Annotated in this window: 14 protein-coding genes and 1 pseudogene; 5 read left to right on the forward strand and 10 right to left on the reverse strand. The window is 69.9% G+C overall.

The features are described from left to right. Positions 1-81 precede the first annotated feature (81 nt). The 3 genes from ACZ5NH_RS17840 to ACZ5NH_RS17850 all read left to right on the forward strand — a co-directional run bounded on the left by ACZ5NH_RS17840 (position 82) and on the right by ACZ5NH_RS17850 (position 1,679). Positions 82-795, forward strand: a complete 714-nt coding sequence (locus ACZ5NH_RS17840) for an SDR family NAD(P)-dependent oxidoreductase (protein WP_468776257.1) — start codon at positions 82-84, stop codon at positions 793-795. Positions 796-827: 32 nt separating this feature from the next. Continuing rightward, a complete protein-coding gene (locus tag ACZ5NH_RS17845; RefSeq protein ID WP_030651808.1) occupies positions 828-1,199 on the forward strand; it encodes a nuclear transport factor 2 family protein in 372 nt (123 codons plus the stop codon). Between the two features lie 333 nt (positions 1,200-1,532). Further along, the gene (locus tag ACZ5NH_RS17850) at positions 1,533-1,679 is read left to right on the forward strand and encodes a hypothetical protein (protein ID WP_468776260.1); all 147 of its coding nucleotides are present in this window, start codon (positions 1,533-1,535) and stop codon (positions 1,677-1,679) included. 181 nt (positions 1,680-1,860) lie between these two features. Here the strand turns inward: ACZ5NH_RS17850 and ACZ5NH_RS17855 are convergent, their stop codons facing one another. The 10 genes and pseudogenes from ACZ5NH_RS17855 to ACZ5NH_RS17900 form a co-directional block, all read right to left on the reverse strand. Continuing rightward, the gene (locus tag ACZ5NH_RS17855) at positions 1,861-2,736 is read right to left on the reverse strand and encodes an ABC transporter substrate-binding protein (protein WP_351618921.1); all 876 of its coding nucleotides are present in this window, start codon (positions 2,734-2,736) and stop codon (positions 1,861-1,863) included. 58 nt (positions 2,737-2,794) lie between these two features. Then, complete coding sequence (locus ACZ5NH_RS17860; RefSeq protein ID WP_451555370.1) at positions 2,795-3,550, reverse strand: SDR family NAD(P)-dependent oxidoreductase; 756 nt, start codon at positions 3,548-3,550, stop codon at positions 2,795-2,797. After that, complete coding sequence (locus tag ACZ5NH_RS17865) at positions 3,547-4,173, reverse strand: TetR/AcrR family transcriptional regulator (protein WP_468776264.1); 627 nt, start codon at positions 4,171-4,173, stop codon at positions 3,547-3,549. The genes ACZ5NH_RS17860 and ACZ5NH_RS17865 overlap by 4 nt, the downstream gene beginning before the upstream one ends. 141 nt (positions 4,174-4,314) lie before the next feature. After that, positions 4,315-6,492 carry a SpoIIE family protein phosphatase gene (locus ACZ5NH_RS17870; RefSeq protein ID WP_468776266.1) on the reverse strand — a complete coding sequence of 726 codons (2,178 nt, stop codon included), beginning with the start codon at positions 6,490-6,492 and terminating at the stop codon, positions 4,315-4,317. Between the two features lie 101 nt (positions 6,493-6,593). After that, positions 6,594-7,796 carry a thiolase family protein gene (locus ACZ5NH_RS17875; protein WP_468776269.1) on the reverse strand — a complete coding sequence of 401 codons (1,203 nt, stop codon included), beginning with the start codon at positions 7,794-7,796 and terminating at the stop codon, positions 6,594-6,596. Continuing rightward, a complete protein-coding gene (locus tag ACZ5NH_RS17880) occupies positions 7,793-8,437 on the reverse strand; it encodes a CoA transferase subunit B (RefSeq protein WP_351618988.1) in 645 nt (214 codons plus the stop codon). The genes ACZ5NH_RS17875 and ACZ5NH_RS17880 overlap by 4 nt, the downstream gene beginning before the upstream one ends. Continuing rightward, positions 8,437-9,192 carry a CoA transferase subunit A gene (locus ACZ5NH_RS17885; RefSeq protein ID WP_055704909.1) on the reverse strand — a complete coding sequence of 252 codons (756 nt, stop codon included), beginning with the start codon at positions 9,190-9,192 and terminating at the stop codon, positions 8,437-8,439. The genes ACZ5NH_RS17880 and ACZ5NH_RS17885 overlap by 1 nt, the downstream gene beginning before the upstream one ends. Before the next feature lie 222 nt (positions 9,193-9,414). Then, complete coding sequence (locus tag ACZ5NH_RS17890; protein ID WP_468776272.1) at positions 9,415-10,275, reverse strand: DMT family transporter; 861 nt, start codon at positions 10,273-10,275, stop codon at positions 9,415-9,417. A gap of 55 nt (positions 10,276-10,330) precedes the next feature. After that, positions 10,331-10,756, reverse strand: coding sequence for an SsgA family sporulation/cell division regulator (locus tag ACZ5NH_RS17895; RefSeq protein WP_468776274.1), 426 nt, complete (start codon positions 10,754-10,756; stop codon positions 10,331-10,333). A 175-nt stretch (positions 10,757-10,931) separates the two neighbouring features. Then, positions 10,932-11,600: pseudogene (locus tag ACZ5NH_RS17900) on the reverse strand (sigma-70 family RNA polymerase sigma factor); the annotation flags it as partial. A gap of 417 nt (positions 11,601-12,017) precedes the next feature. Here ACZ5NH_RS17900 and ACZ5NH_RS17905 point away from each other — a divergent pair. After that, entirely contained in the window at positions 12,018-13,151 is a 1,134-nt protein-coding gene (locus ACZ5NH_RS17905) for a maleylacetate reductase (RefSeq protein ID WP_468776276.1), read from the forward strand. Next, positions 13,144-14,013: a dioxygenase family protein gene (locus ACZ5NH_RS17910; protein ID WP_468776278.1), complete on the forward strand. Its 870-nt coding sequence runs from the start codon at positions 13,144-13,146 to the stop codon at positions 14,011-14,013. Before ACZ5NH_RS17905 ends, ACZ5NH_RS17910 begins: the two co-directional genes overlap by 8 nt. The last annotated feature ends 51 nt before the right edge of the window (positions 14,014-14,064 follow it).

Genomic DNA, 14,064 nt, shown 5'->3' on the forward strand with positions numbered 1-14,064 from the left:
ATCGTCGAATAGTCGACCGGTCGGCTAGTAATTCTTCCACCGGTCCGGAACAGTCCTCCCACCTCGAAAGTGAAGATCACCGTGAGTATTGCGCAGCAGAAGGTCGCCGTCATCACCGGCGCGTCACAGGGCATCGGCGCCGGACTGGTGGACGGCTACCGCGCACTCGGGTACGCGGTCGTCGCCACCTCCCGCACCATCGCACCCTCGGACGACGCGGAGGTCGTCACCGTCCAGGGGGACGTCGCGGATCACTCCACCGCCGGCCGTGTCATCTCCGCCGCGGTGGAGCGGTTCGGCCGGGTCGACACCCTGGTGAACAACGCGGGCGTCTTCGTCGCCAAGCCCTTCACCGACTACACCCTCGACGACTATGCGGCCGTGATCGGCGTGAACCTGAACGGTTTCTTCCGTATCACTCAGCTGGCGGTCGAGCAGATGCTCGCCCAGGGCGGCGGTCACATCGTCAACATCACCACCAGCCTGGTGGACAGCGCTGACTCCAGGGTGCCCTCGGTGCTTGCCTCTCTGACCAAGGGCGGCCTGCAGTCCGCGACCAAGTCCCTCGCCATCGAGTACGCCCGCCGTGGCATCCGCACCAACGCGGTGTCGCCGGGCACCATCAAGACCCCCATGCACCCCGAGGAGACCCATGAGTTCCTCGCCGCCCTGCACCCGGTCGGCCGGATGGGTGAAGTGAGCGACATCGTCGACGCCGTGCTCTACCTGGAGAAGGCGCCCTTCGTCACCGGCGAGATCCTGCACGTCGACGGCGGCATGAGCGCCGGACACTGACCGTACACCGAGTCTTGGACCAAGGAGTGGACATGACCGCCACGACCGACGACGCGGAGATCCTGAGCGGAGTGCTCGACCAGTGGAAGGCCGCGGTCGACGCGCACCAGCCCGACCGCGTCGCCGCCCTCTTCACCGAGGACGCCGTCTTCCAGGGGCTGCACCCCTACAGCGTCGGACGCCAGGGCGTCGCCGACTACTACGACTCCCAGCCCCTCGGCATGAAGGCGGCATACCGGATCCTCGAGACCAGGCGGCACGCCGACGACCTCGTCCTCGGCTACCTCGCCGTCGAGTTCTCGTTCACAGACCGGCCCCCGCTGGACGTGAAACTCTCCGTCCTCGTTGTCCGCACAGGGGACGACTGGTCCATCGGCCACTATCAGGTATCCCGCCTGGATTAGCCTGCTCGGCCAGATCAACCTACCTCGTTTCTGGCGCATGTTGACGCCCGCTCAACGGGCGCTTCGCACCCGGGTTGCGCCGCACCGGGCCCCCTGAGCGGGGTGACCGGTGTGGCGTACCTGCGCTGTCAGTGACGCCTTCCACTACGGCGCGGAGGTCGCTCGGGCGGTCGCCAAAGACATGGTCGTCTTCATGCAACGACCGGGTGGCCCGTCCCAGTTCAGCGTCCGCTCCCGTGCCCCGCACAGCCGCCAAGAGATACTCCGCCGGGTCCTGGACGCGGTCGCCGAGAGCCCGAAGCCCAGGCACTGCTGGAGACCTGCGATGACCCCATGGCTGTGCTGGCCCGGCGCACGGGGTTCGGCTCACCGGAGTCGCTTCGCAGAGCGTTTCTACGGCAGCTGGGTGTGACACCTGGTGCGTTCCGGGCCAGTTTCCGCACGACCGGCGTGGGCACTGCCGAGGCGGGCTCGGCGTAGTCCGTGACCGTTGTGCTGGTCGCCGGTGGAAGACCGCGGAGGCGGGAGGGCCCTGATCGACGGCGGCCCGGAAGGAGGAAGCCCATACCTGAGAAGAACCACGCCGCGGTCGCGGTCACCGGAGTGACACCATCGGCCCGCGGGCCCAGGGCTTCGCACCCTACGACTCGACTCCTGATGCCTAGGCTGTGGCCGCGGTGCGGTAGAACTCGGCCGCGGTGACGGTGGCAGGGACGCCGAGTTCGGCGGCGACCGCGGTGATCGCCTTGTCGCCGACAGCGAGGTCGGCCTGGCCGTCCGTGGTGAAGTACGGTGCGATGAACGTGTCGTAGTGGGCTCGGGCCTCTTCCGCGGTCTGTCCGCCGAGGAACGTCTGCATGTGGCGCACCGTGGTGTCGGGGTCGTCGTGGATCACCTGAAGGGCGCGCCGGTGGGCTCGTACGACGGCCTGGACCGCGGGGTCGTCCGGTGAGATGTAGGTGGGGTCGACGGCCACGCCCACGGTGGGGATCTGGAAGTGGTCGCCGACCCAGGCCAGCACCTGCCAGCCGTGCTCGGCGGCCACCGCCTCCGGTGCCATGGTGCTGCCGACGTAGGCGGCGTCGATGCTGCCGTCGTTGAGCCGGCGCAGATCCATGCCGTAGTCGCCGGGCGAGCGGACGATGGTCTTCACGTCACGGTCCGGGTCAAGGCCGGCCTTTCGCAGCACGATCCGGGCGAATGCGCCGGGCGGGGTGTGCGGGGCGTGGACCGCCAGCCGTCGCCCGGCCAGGTCGGCCAGGGAGGTCAGGCCGGGGCGGGCGAGGAACCAGAACAGCGGGCGGTGGGTGTTGACACTGAGTGCGACCCAGGGGGTGCCGTCAGTCAGTCGTGACAGCAGTGCCCGGCCGAGCCCGATGGTGGCGCAGCGGCGCAGCCGTTCCACGTCCCAGGTGCAGCCGTCGCGCAGCGCGACGTGGACACCCTCCTCGGCGTAGTAGTCCTGCTGGTCGGCGATGTAGGCGGCCAGCTCCTCGTGCAGGCCTCGTCCGACGTAGGCCAGGTCGATCGTGTGCATGAACGTCTTTCCTTGATCGTTTAAGGGTTCGGCCGTGTGCGCGGAGGTCAGCGGGGCGTCAGTACATGGCCATGCCGCCGTTGACCGCGGCCGTGGTACCGGTCATGAAGGAGTTGTCCTCGGCGGCGTAGAAGGCGACCGCCTGGGCGACGTCGGCCGGGTAGGCCAGGCGGCCCAAGGGGGTGGCGGCCACCTGCCGCTGCCTCGTCGCGTCGTCGAGCACGGCATCGGCGGTGCGGGACTCCACCGGGCCGGGCGAGACGACGTTGACCGTGATGCCCTGCGGGCCGAGTTCCTGGGCGAGATACCGGGCGAACTGCTCGAGTGCGGCCTTGGAAACGCCCAGCGCGATCATGCCCGCCCGAGGCAGGCGGCTGAGTCCGGTGCCGATGTAGATGAGGCGTCCCCAGCCCTGCTCGGTCATGGCGGGCAGTACGGCTTTGGTGACCGCGAACGCCGCGTGCATCTCGGCGTCGATCTTGCCGCCCAGTTCTTCCCACGTCATGTCCTGGAACGGCTTGACCGCATACGGGATGAGCGCGTTGTGCACGAGCACGTCGATGCCGCCCCAAGCCGCCTGGACCTGTCCGACCATGCTCTCGACGGCCGCCTCCTCGCGTACGTCGGCCTGCACGGCCATGGCCTGGCCGCCCGCGGCCTCGATGTCGGCCACGACCTCCTCGGCCGCCTTGGTGTTGCGGAGGTAGTTGACCACCACGCGCATCCCTCGCGCGGCCAGAAGTCGGGCCGTGGCAGCACCGATTCCGCTGCTGGCCCCCGTCACCAATGCCACCCTGCCGGCCGTCCCGGTCATGGGCCCACCTCCTGATCGTCGTCGAGGGCCGTCGGGATGACCGCCCGGGGTTGTTCGTCGTCGATGCCCCGGCCTGTCGGGCGGATCGCCCCGTAGAGCACGGTGTCGACGGTCGCCCGCAGCAGATCGGCCGCGGTCCAGTCCAGATCGCGCGGCAACTCCGACATGAGTAGCCGCTCCAACGCGCCGCGGGTGATCTCACTCAGCAGCTCGGGCGGCGCGGGCAGCAAGCCCTGCCGGTGTCCCTCCCGGAACAGCTCGTCGAGCCGCCGGTAGACCACCGCGTCCACACGCTGCTCCACGTACTGGCGCAGCATCGCGTCGCCCCGCCCTGTGGCGAGCTGAGGCGCGCCGATCCGCCCGAGCTCACTGCCCGCCGCGATCAGGAACCGCTGCACCCGCACACCGAACGGTTGCCCTTCCGCGTCCTCGGTCGCCGCCACCAGCGTGCGCTCCACCGCGGCGAACTGGCGGTCCAGCACCGCGGCCAGCAGGCTGCGCTTGTCCGGGAAATGACGGTAGATCGTCTTCTTGCTCATCCCGAGCTCACGAGCGAGATTGTCCATGCTCACCCGCGCGAAACCCGCCCCGAAGAACAGCCGGCCGGCCGCCTCCACGATCACGTCCGCACGCCGCTCGTCACTGGTGGAAACTCGGGAAACTGGATTAGTTTCCATAGTTCCCATCGTTGCCCTCCGTCTCTTCGCTGTCAAGGCATGCCGTACGTCCCAAGTGCCTGCCGGCGAGGTCTGGCCGGGGGCGCGCTACCCGGCGGTGGCGAGCCCGATGAGCAGCAGGGCGATGTCGTCCGTCCGGGGCGCGGTCTTCCGTGCATGGTCGATCAGGGTCGTGGCGAGCCGGTCCATGGGCTGGGTCGAGGCCCGGGCGAGCTGGGTGGCGAGCCCGGACATGGCGTCGTCCATGTCGACCCCGGGAGTCTCGACGAGGCCGTCGGTGTACAGGGCGAGGAGGGTGCCGGGGGTCAGCGGGATCTCGGTGGGAGGGTAGTCCGCGTCGGGGTCGATGCCGAGTAGCACGCCGGGTCGGAGCGGAAGGACCTCGGCGTGGCCGTCCGGGTGACGCAGAACGGGCGGGGGATGGCCGGCGGTGGCGAGGACGGCTCGGTGGTGTGCGAGGTCGAGGTGGGCGTAGAGGCAACTGACGAAGCGGCCCGGGTCCATGGCGACCAGCTGGCGGTTGGCCTGCGCGAGGGCCTGTGACGGCGTGGCCCCCGAGGCGGCGTGGGAGCGGATGGCGGGGCGCACCCGGCCCATGAGCGCGGCGGCGGTGACGTTGTGGCCCTGGACGTCGCCGATGACCGCGGCTGCGGTGGTGTCGTCGACCCGGACCAGGTCGTAGAAGTCGCCGCCGATGTCCATGCCGCGGACGCTGGGCAGATAGCGGGCCGCCACATCCAGTCCAGGAAGGTTGGGCAGCGAGTCGGGGAGCAGGGCCGCCTGCAGGGTCTTGGCGAGTTCGTTGCTGGTGTCGTACAGGCGGGCCCGTTCCAGCGCCTGCGCGATCAGTCCCGCGAGCGCGATGAAGACGACCCGCTGCTGGTCGGGAAAGGGGTGGGGCCGGTCGAAGGCGAACACGCACGAGCCCACCGGACGCCCGGAGGCGATCAGCGGCAGAAACGCCCAGGCATGCAGACCCTTCTGATGCGGGGCGGGCGGGTAGGCCCGGGACAGCTCGTCGAAGGAGGCGAAGAAGCTGGGCACGCCGGTGGCGAGGACCCGGACCGCGGGTGCCGGGTGGGTCAGCGGCACGCCGTCGAAGTGTTCGAGCAGCGAGGGGTTGTAGCCGCTGCGGCCGATGACCCGCATTCTGCCGTCCTCGGCCGCGAGCAGGGCGACGGTCCGGGCTCCGAACGCCGGCAGCATCTCCTCGGTGACCAGATCGACCACGTCTGAGACGCCCACGGTTTCCGACAGGGCGGCGGCCAGGTGCAGCACCCGGTAGATCTCGCCCAAGCGGATCGGCTCGCCCCGGAACGTCTCCGTCATGGTGGGCCCCGGCTGCGAGCCCCCGCCCGGACCGGTCGGCGATATGCGGACGCTCACCCCCGAGCCGTCGGGATAGAGCTCGAACGCGAGCCACTGGTCCGGCGGGTGCATGGCGGTGTAGTAGCCGGGCTTCCGGCTGACCACGGTGGCGCGGAAGTGGTCCTCGAAGGCCGGGTCGGTGCACCAGGGCAAGGACTGCCAGGGACGCGTGCCGATCAGATCGTCGGGGCTGCTCGCGCCCAGTAGGGCGGCGGCGGTGGCGCTGACGTAGGTGAACCTGCCCTGGAGGTCGAGGGAGCAACTGCCCCAGGGCAGCCGCTCGACGAGGTCGGCCGCGGCGAGCGCCTCGGCCGGCCCCCGCTTGCCGGCGGGCGGCTGCACCAGGGTGCGGGGTGTGGGTCCCGGGCCGACGGCGTGGCCGGTGCCGGCGGCGTCGCGCAGGAACCGCGCAAGACGCCGACCGGCGGCACGGACCCGTTCAGGGCTCGGGCCGTCGGTACTGGTGGCGCCGGCGCCGGGCCAGAACAGCAGCAGTGCGCCCCAGACCGTGGTTCCGGTGAGGAGCGGTGCCGCGACCACCGCATGGTGGTAGGGCAGGGCGATCGCCGTGCGGGGATAGCGACGGGCGAGGTCCTCCGGGTCGCCGAGCCAGACGAGCCGCCGCTCGCGCACCGCATCGGTCACGGGAAAGCGGCTCGACAGCGGGACCCCGAACCAGGGCGCGAGATACTCCGCCGGCATGCCTGCGGCCACCTCCAGCCGCAGGGTCTGGCCGTCGGACGCCAGCAGGAAGACCGCTCCCGCGTGCACGCCGGTGTCGCGCACGGCGAGCTCCAGCAGCCGGTCCAGCTCGGCCCGGCGCAGTGACCCGGCGGTGGGTGAAGGGGAGCGGAGCCCGTGGGGCTGCGCCGCGCCGCCTTCCCGCATGGCGCACATATCAGTACCGTACGTCCGCACCCGCCGACCCCGCGCGGAGGCCGCTGCCGATTCCCGTCCCGGACGCTGTTCCCCACGACGGTCTGCTCGCCCCGTTCGTGTCAGCGTTCGAGGACGAGGGCGAGGCCCTGGCCCACGCCGATGCAGAGGGTGGCGACGCCCGTGCCGGAGCCGCGTCTGGCGAGCTGGTGGGCGACGGTGCCGGCAAGGCGGGCGCCGGAGGCGCCGAGGGGGTGGCCGAGCGCGATGGCGCCGCCCTGCGGGTTGAGGATCGCCGGGTCGAACTCTGGCCATTCGGCGAGGCAGCCGAGGACCTGGGCGGCGAAGGCCTCGTTCAGCTCCAGTACGTCGAGATCGGCGAAGGTCCGGGCGGCCTTGGCCAGGGCCCGGTCGACGGCCTCGACGGGGGCGAGGCCGAAGTAGTCGGGGTCGATCGCGGAGACTCCGGTCGCGCAGACGCGTGCCAGCGGCTCGCGGCCGATGGCCTTCACACCCTCCTCGTCGGCCAGCAGCAGGGCGGCGGCGCCGTCGTTGAGGGGGGAGGCGTTGCCCGCGGTGACCGTGCCCTGCTTGGTACGGAAGGACGGCTTGAGCCTTGCCATCGCCGCGAGGGAGGCGTTCGGGCGTACGCACTCGTCGGCCGCGAACAGCTGGAGGTCGCCGTTGCGCTGCGGGACCGGGACGGGCACCAACTCGGCGTCGAACAGGCCCTGTTCCTGGGCGGCTGCGGCCTTCTGGTGGCTGTGCAGGGCGAACTCGTCCTGCTGCTCACGGACGATCTTGTGCTTCTCGGCGATCAGCTCGGCTGACTCCCCGAGAGGGATGGTCCATTGCGGGTTCATCGCCGGGTTCACCATGCGCCAGCCCAGCGTGGTGGAGTACAGCTCGGCGTGGGCGGCCGGGAACGGTCCGTCGTTCTTGGGCAGGACGTAGGGGGCGCGGGTCATGGACTCCACGCCGCCGGCGATGGCGACGGAGGCGTCGCCGACAGCGATGGCGCGGGCGGCCTGGATGACGGCTTCGAGTCCGGAGGCGCACAGCCGGTTGACCGTCGCCCCGGGCACGCTGGTGGGCAGGCCGGCGAGCAGGGCGGCCATGCGGGCCACGTTGCGGTTCTCCTCGCCGGCGCCGTTGGCGTTGCCGAGGTACACGTCCTCGATGCGCGCAGGGTCCAACTGGGGTATGCGGGAGAGGAGTTCGCGGATGGCGTGGGCAGCCAGGTCGTCGGGGCGCACCGAGGCCAGGCCGCCGTTGTAGCGCCCGATCGGCGTGCGCACGGCGTCGACGATGTAGACGGGGTTCACAGCAGGCCCTCCGTGACGGTCAGCTTGGCGTCGGTCTTGGCGATGATCTCCTCGACGTCGACGGAAGGTGCGCACTCGACCAGCACAAGCCCCTCGTCGGTGACGTCGAGGACACCGAGATCGGTGATGATCCGGTTCACGCAGTGCTTCCCGGTCAGCGGCAGCGTGCACTCGGTGCGGATCTTCGGCGAGCCGTCCTTGGCTGTGTGCGTCATGACGACGATGACCGTGCGGGCGCCGTGGACCAGGTCCATCGCACCGCCGATCCCCGTGATCATCTTTCCGGGGATTGCCCAGTTCGCCAGGTCCCCCTGCTCGGAGACCTGCATGGCACCCAGCACCGCGACGTCGATGTGCCCGCCGCGGATCATCGCGAAGGACAGTGCGGAGTCGAAGAAGGAGGCGCCGGGCAGGACCGTGACGGTCTCCTTGCCGGCGTTGATCAGGTCCGGGTCGACCTCGTCCGCACCCGGGTAGGGGCCGGTGCCCAGGATGCCGTTCTCCGACTCGAGGATCACCTCCACCCCTGGCGGCAGGTAGGTGGGGATCAGCGTGGGCAGGCCGATGCCGAGATTGACGTACTGGCCGTCGCGCAGCTCACGCGCGGAGCGGGCGGCCATCTCCTCACGAGTCCAGGCCATCAGCTGGTCACCGTCCGCCGCTCGATCTTCTTGTCCGCCGCCTGCTGCGGGGTGAGGGCCAACACCCGCTGGACGAAGATGCCGGGCAGGTGCACCGCGTCCGGATCGATCTCGCCGGGCTCGACCAGCTCCTCCACCTCCGCGATCGTGAGCCTGCCGGCCATGGCCGCGAGGGGGTTGAAGTTGCGGGCGGACTTGCTGAACACCAGGTTTCCGTGCCGGTCGCCCTGCGCCGCCCGCACCAGCGCGAAGTCGGTGCGGATGCCGCGTTCGAGCACGTACTCGGTGCCGTCGAAGACCCGCACCTCCTTGGCCGGCGAGGCCAGTGCGACCCCGCCGGAGCCGTCGTAGCGCCAGGGCAGACCGCCCTCGGCCACCTGCGTGCCCACCCCCGCCGGGGTGTAAAAGGCGGGGATGCCCGCGCCGCCGGCGCGCAGCCGTTCGGCGAGCGTGCCCTGCGGGATCAGCTCCACCTCCAGCTCACCGGACAGGTACTGCCGCGCGAACTCCTTGTTCGCCCCGACATACGATCCTGTCACCCGTCCGATCCGGCCCGCCGAGAGCAGTACCGCCAGGCCCGAATCCATTGCCCCGCAGTTGTTCGAGACGACCGACAGCCCGCCGACGCCTCGCTCGAACAGGGCCTGGATCAGCACGTTCGGCACACCACTCAATCCGAACCCGCCCACGGCCAACGACGCTCCATCCGGCACATCCGCCACGGCCTCCAGGGCCGTATTGACCAATTTCCCCATATTTTTCGGATCTCCAGATGCTCGCGTGAATTCTGTGTCCATCACGGAGTGTTTTACGCCGCCGACATGTCCGCCCGATGTGCATTCAGCCTGCCGGGGCCGTCCGCTGAGAGCTGGTTCCACGGTCCGATGCCACGGCGCGCTTGGCCATCCCGCAGATCGGCGATATTGGCTGCGATTCAAGGGTTGTGCCGTCGGCCGCTCTCGCACGAATCGGGTATTTCACATTCCTGCGGGAACGAGATGCTGACGTGACAGGCGGGCGACCCCGTACGCCACCAGCGCGAGCCCGAGCACCTGGAGGGTCAGCCACCAGCCACCACGCAGTCTTTCCCCGTAGAGGGTGACGCCGAGCGCCAGGCTCACCAGGGTGTCCCCGAGGGTCAGGGCAGGCTGGGAGGCGACCAGCGGTCCGGACTGCATGGCGTTCTCCAGCAGGAACAGCGCGCACACGCCGAGGGCTGCGAACGCATAGGTCTGCCATGTGGTGAAGAAGGCACCCATACCCCGGCGGCCGAGGGCGGCGGTCGAGGACTTCATGAGCGCGGCAGTGAGGGAGTAGGAGACGGCGGCGGCCAGGCCCATGCACGCGGCGCGCGCCGCGCCGTTGGGCAGCCTGACCGCGACGCTGCACAGCACCACCACGGCGAGCAGGCAGCAGGTCAGTACCGCTGTCCACCGGGCCGCGGGGATCCCGAGAGTGCCACCGGTCGGCGCGGCCGCGAACAACGCCAGGCCCAGGCCGCCCCCGATACTGCCGACGGGCACCCAGCCGGCCCGGGGCAACGGGCGCCCGAAGACGATGCTCGCGAGCAGCAGCACGAACGGCAACTCCAGCATGAAGAGCGGCTGTACGACCGCCAGGGCGCCGGTGGCCAGCGCGGCGCCCTGGAAGATCGCCGAGAGGGCGACCCCACCTATGCCGAGCAGCCAGACCGGTGTGCGCAGCAGGTCCCACATCAGGCCGATGCGCAGACCGCTGGACTGCGGGACGACGGTGGCGGCCCGGCGCTGCATCACGGTTCCCAGTGCGTTGGTTGCCGCTGCGAGCAGAGCGAAGATCGGCGACAGCACGGTCATCATCGTGCTCTCCTGTCCCGATCGCTGTGATCGATGATCGATCGATCGTGGGTGTGGGTCAGTGCTCTGCGAGAAGATGCATCAGTTGGGTGTCCAGGTCGACATGCACGTGCTCGGTGCCGGGTGACACCACCGCATCGGTGCGTTGCAGGAACTCCGTCACCACCGGCCAGGGGAACATGAGGTCCGCCCGTCCTGCGGGCGGCGTGAGGACGATCTGCACCATGTGCTGTCCCTGGTGCCAAGCAGGGCGCAGGCGGACGTCGCCGATACCGACTGGCTGGAGCAGCCCCTCTCTCAGGAGCTCACGGGCGAAGAACCACTCGACCGCCCGGTCACCGCCGAGGCGGAAGGTCGCACGGACCGCGTAGGGATCGTCGGGACGATAGCCCAGTCGCGTGGACACGGGCACCGCCGAGCCGTCCGGCATGACGAGGAGTGCACATAGCTCGGCATCGACGGCACCGGTGCTGGGTCTCGGCATCTCTTCCTCACTCACTCGGTACGGGAGTCGAGCCCTCCGGCCCGGGGCTGTCCCGGACACCGGGCCGGAGGGCTGTCAACGGGTGTTCCATGCGCTGTTGGAACACCGCTGCCCCCTGCGTGCATCCCGCCTTCCGCCGCCGTCCCGGGTGACCTCGCTCACCAGCCCGTGGTGCGGACCCACTGCCTCGAACGTGGCCCGCCGGGACGAGACGGTGCTCCTGGGCATAGTCCTCCAGCAGCGAGCGCAGCCGTCGGTGACCTCGGTGCAGTCGGGACAGCACGGTGCCGACGGGAGTCTGCATGATGTCGGCGATCTCACGGGTGGTGAAGCCCTCGACGTCGAAGAGGTACACCGCCGTCCGGAAGTATTCCGGGACGGCTTGCAGCGCCGCCTTGACGTCCGAGTCGGGCAGGTGGTCGAGCGCCTCGGCCTCGGCGGAGCGCAGTCCCGACGAGGTGTGCGAGGCCGCGCGGGCGATCTGCCAGTCCTCGATCGCCGTCGTGTCGTCGCGTTGCGGCCGCCTGCGTTGACTGCGGCGGTGGTTGAGGAACGTGGTGGTGAGGATGCGGTACAGCCAGGCCCTGAGATTCGTGCCCTCGCGGAACTGGTGGAACGAGGCGTAGGCCCGGGCGTACGTCTCCTGGAGCAGGTCCTCGGCGTCGGTCGGACTGCCGGTCATCCGCACGGCGGCCGCGAAAAGCCGGTCACGGTGTACCAGTGCCGGTTCGAAGCGGGCCTGCATGTCGTGGTCCGCCAGAGCCTTCGCGTCCTCATCGGTCTTCCCCGTCGCCGCCGGACTCAGCGGGATGTCGGGGTCGGCCTCGCAGTCGGTTCCGGTCATGGTGCCTCCTGGGGTGGGGACGACGGCCGGATCTCAGCCGTCGATCAGGTGCGCGCCGGACCGGTCCGCACCTGGTCCGGGAGACGCACGGACAGCGGCCGTATTCCTGGGTTCGGCACCCCCCGACCTGAACCCTCGCCGCTCGTGAATGCGGACCCCTCGGACGCCGTTCCGGTGACCTCGACCGGCATCTCCGCCTGACAGAGGTCCGGATCCACGATCCAGCCCATGGACACCCACCGCATCGCGCAGACGAGTGATGTCCGTCGACAGCCGGAGGCCCCGGGCGCGGAGCCTGTCGCACGAACAAGGTATTTCAACGCCGGTGCCCGTTATCCCTCGCGGATTACGTTGACCCCCGTCAATCAGGCATCGAAAGTCTTGGTTCCAAGCAGACGGCGGGACTGGGGAATTCTCATGAAGACATTCGTGCATCGGGGACAGATCACCAAGGTGGTCTTCGGCAGCGGTACGCGCAGCCGTATCCCTGAAGAGGCTGATGCCCTCGGATGCCGTCGCGTGCTCATCCTGTGCACACCTGGTCAAGCGGGCCAGGCAGTGGAGGTACACGACGTACTGGGTACGGCGGCGGTGGGAACCTTCACGGAAGCGGCTCCGCACACCCCCGTCGAGGTCACGGAGAAGGCGGTCGCGTATGCCAGAACCGTGGGAGCGGACTCGGTGCTCGCCATCGGCGGTGGCTCGACCATCGGCCTCGGCAAGGCGATCGCCCTGCGGACCGGGCTGCCACAGCTGGCGCTGCCCACCACGTACGCCGGCTCGGAGATGACGCCGATCCTCGGAGAGACCGAAGGGCGCCGGAAGACGACCCGCCGGCTGCCGGAAGTGCTGCCGAAGACCGTGGTGTACGACGTCGACCTGACGTTCACGTTTCCCGCGGCGGCATCGGTGATCAGCGGCATCAACGCGATGGCGCACGCGGTGGAGGCCCTCTACGCACAGGACCGGGACCCGCTCGCCTTCCTGATGGCCGGTGAAGCGCTCGAATCCCTCATCCGCTCCCTCCCGGTCGTCGCACAACGTCCGGACGACGGCGAGGCGCGGGCCGACGCCCTGTACGGGGCGTGGCTGGCCGGCACGTGCCTGGGCACGGTGGGCATGGCCCTGCATCACAAGGTGTGCCATGTGCTGGGGGGCACGTTCGGGCTTCCGCACGCCGAAACCCACACGGTCGTGCTGCCGCACGTGGTCGCCTACAACGCACCGGCGGCGCCCGAGGCCATGGCACGCATCGCAAGGGCGCTGTCGGCGGCCGACGCCGCGAAGGGACTCTTCGACTTCGCGGGACGGCTCGCCGCCCCCAGGGCACTGCGGGACCTCGGCATGCCGGAATCGGGCATCGAGCAGGCGGCCGAACTCATCGTGCGCGACGGCTACTGGAACCCGCGACCAGTCGAACGGACGGCGGTACGCGCCCTCTTGGCCCGCGCCTGGGCCGGACAGCCGCCGTGCACATCATCCGGCGACGGACATCCCCGGACCGAGTCCGCGGTCCACCACCCAACCACCACGGGAGCGCGTCATGCGTGATCTGACCAGCGACACCATCACCGAGGCCGTGATCTCGACCATGCGGGACACCAAGAACTCCCGCGTCGCCGAGATCCTGGAATCACTGGTGCGGCACCTGCACGCGTTCGTCCGCGACGTCGAACTGACGGAGGACGAATGGGCCCGGGGAGTGGACTTCCTGACGCGCACCGGGCAGACGTGCACCCCGACGCGTCAGGAGTTCATCCTGCTGTCCGACGTGCTCGGCGTCACCATGCTGGTCGACGCCCTGAGCAACCGACGCCCCAGCCAGGCCACGCAGAACAGCGTGCTGGGCCCGTACTTCAGGGCGGACAGGCCGCAGCAGGCCGACGCCGCCGACATCTCCGGGGGTCTGTCCGGTACCCCGCTGTTCTTCGAGGGACGGGTCGTGGACCACGAGGGAGCGCCGGTGGCCGATGCGGCGGTGGACGTCTGGCACAGCGACGCGGACGGCCACTACGACATGGAGGTGCCCGGCCTGGACGAGCCGGCCATGCGCGCGCTGTTCCGCACCGACGGGACAGGGCACTTCGGTTTCCGTTCCATTCGCCCGTCCAGCTACCCGATCCCCGGTGACGGCCCGGTCGGCGAACTCATGAGCGCGACCAGCAGGTCGCTCATGCGTCCCGCCCATGTGCACCTGCTGATCGAAGCGCCGGGATTCCAGCGCGTGACCACCATGCTGTTCCCCTCGGACGACCCGCACCTGGACACCGATCCGGTGTTCGGCGTCAAGGAGTCGCTGGTCGACCGCTACGACACCTACCCGGCCGACGCCGGGCCCTGCCGGGGCATGACCGACGTGCCGTACACCCTGCTGCGCCACACCTTCGTCCTCGAACCCCTCGTCACGGACTGATCCCCACGGCGCCACCACGACACGAGCCGATCATCCACGAGGACGGCCGAC

It is taken from the genome of Streptomyces sp. NPDC031426 (genome assembly GCF_055581585.1).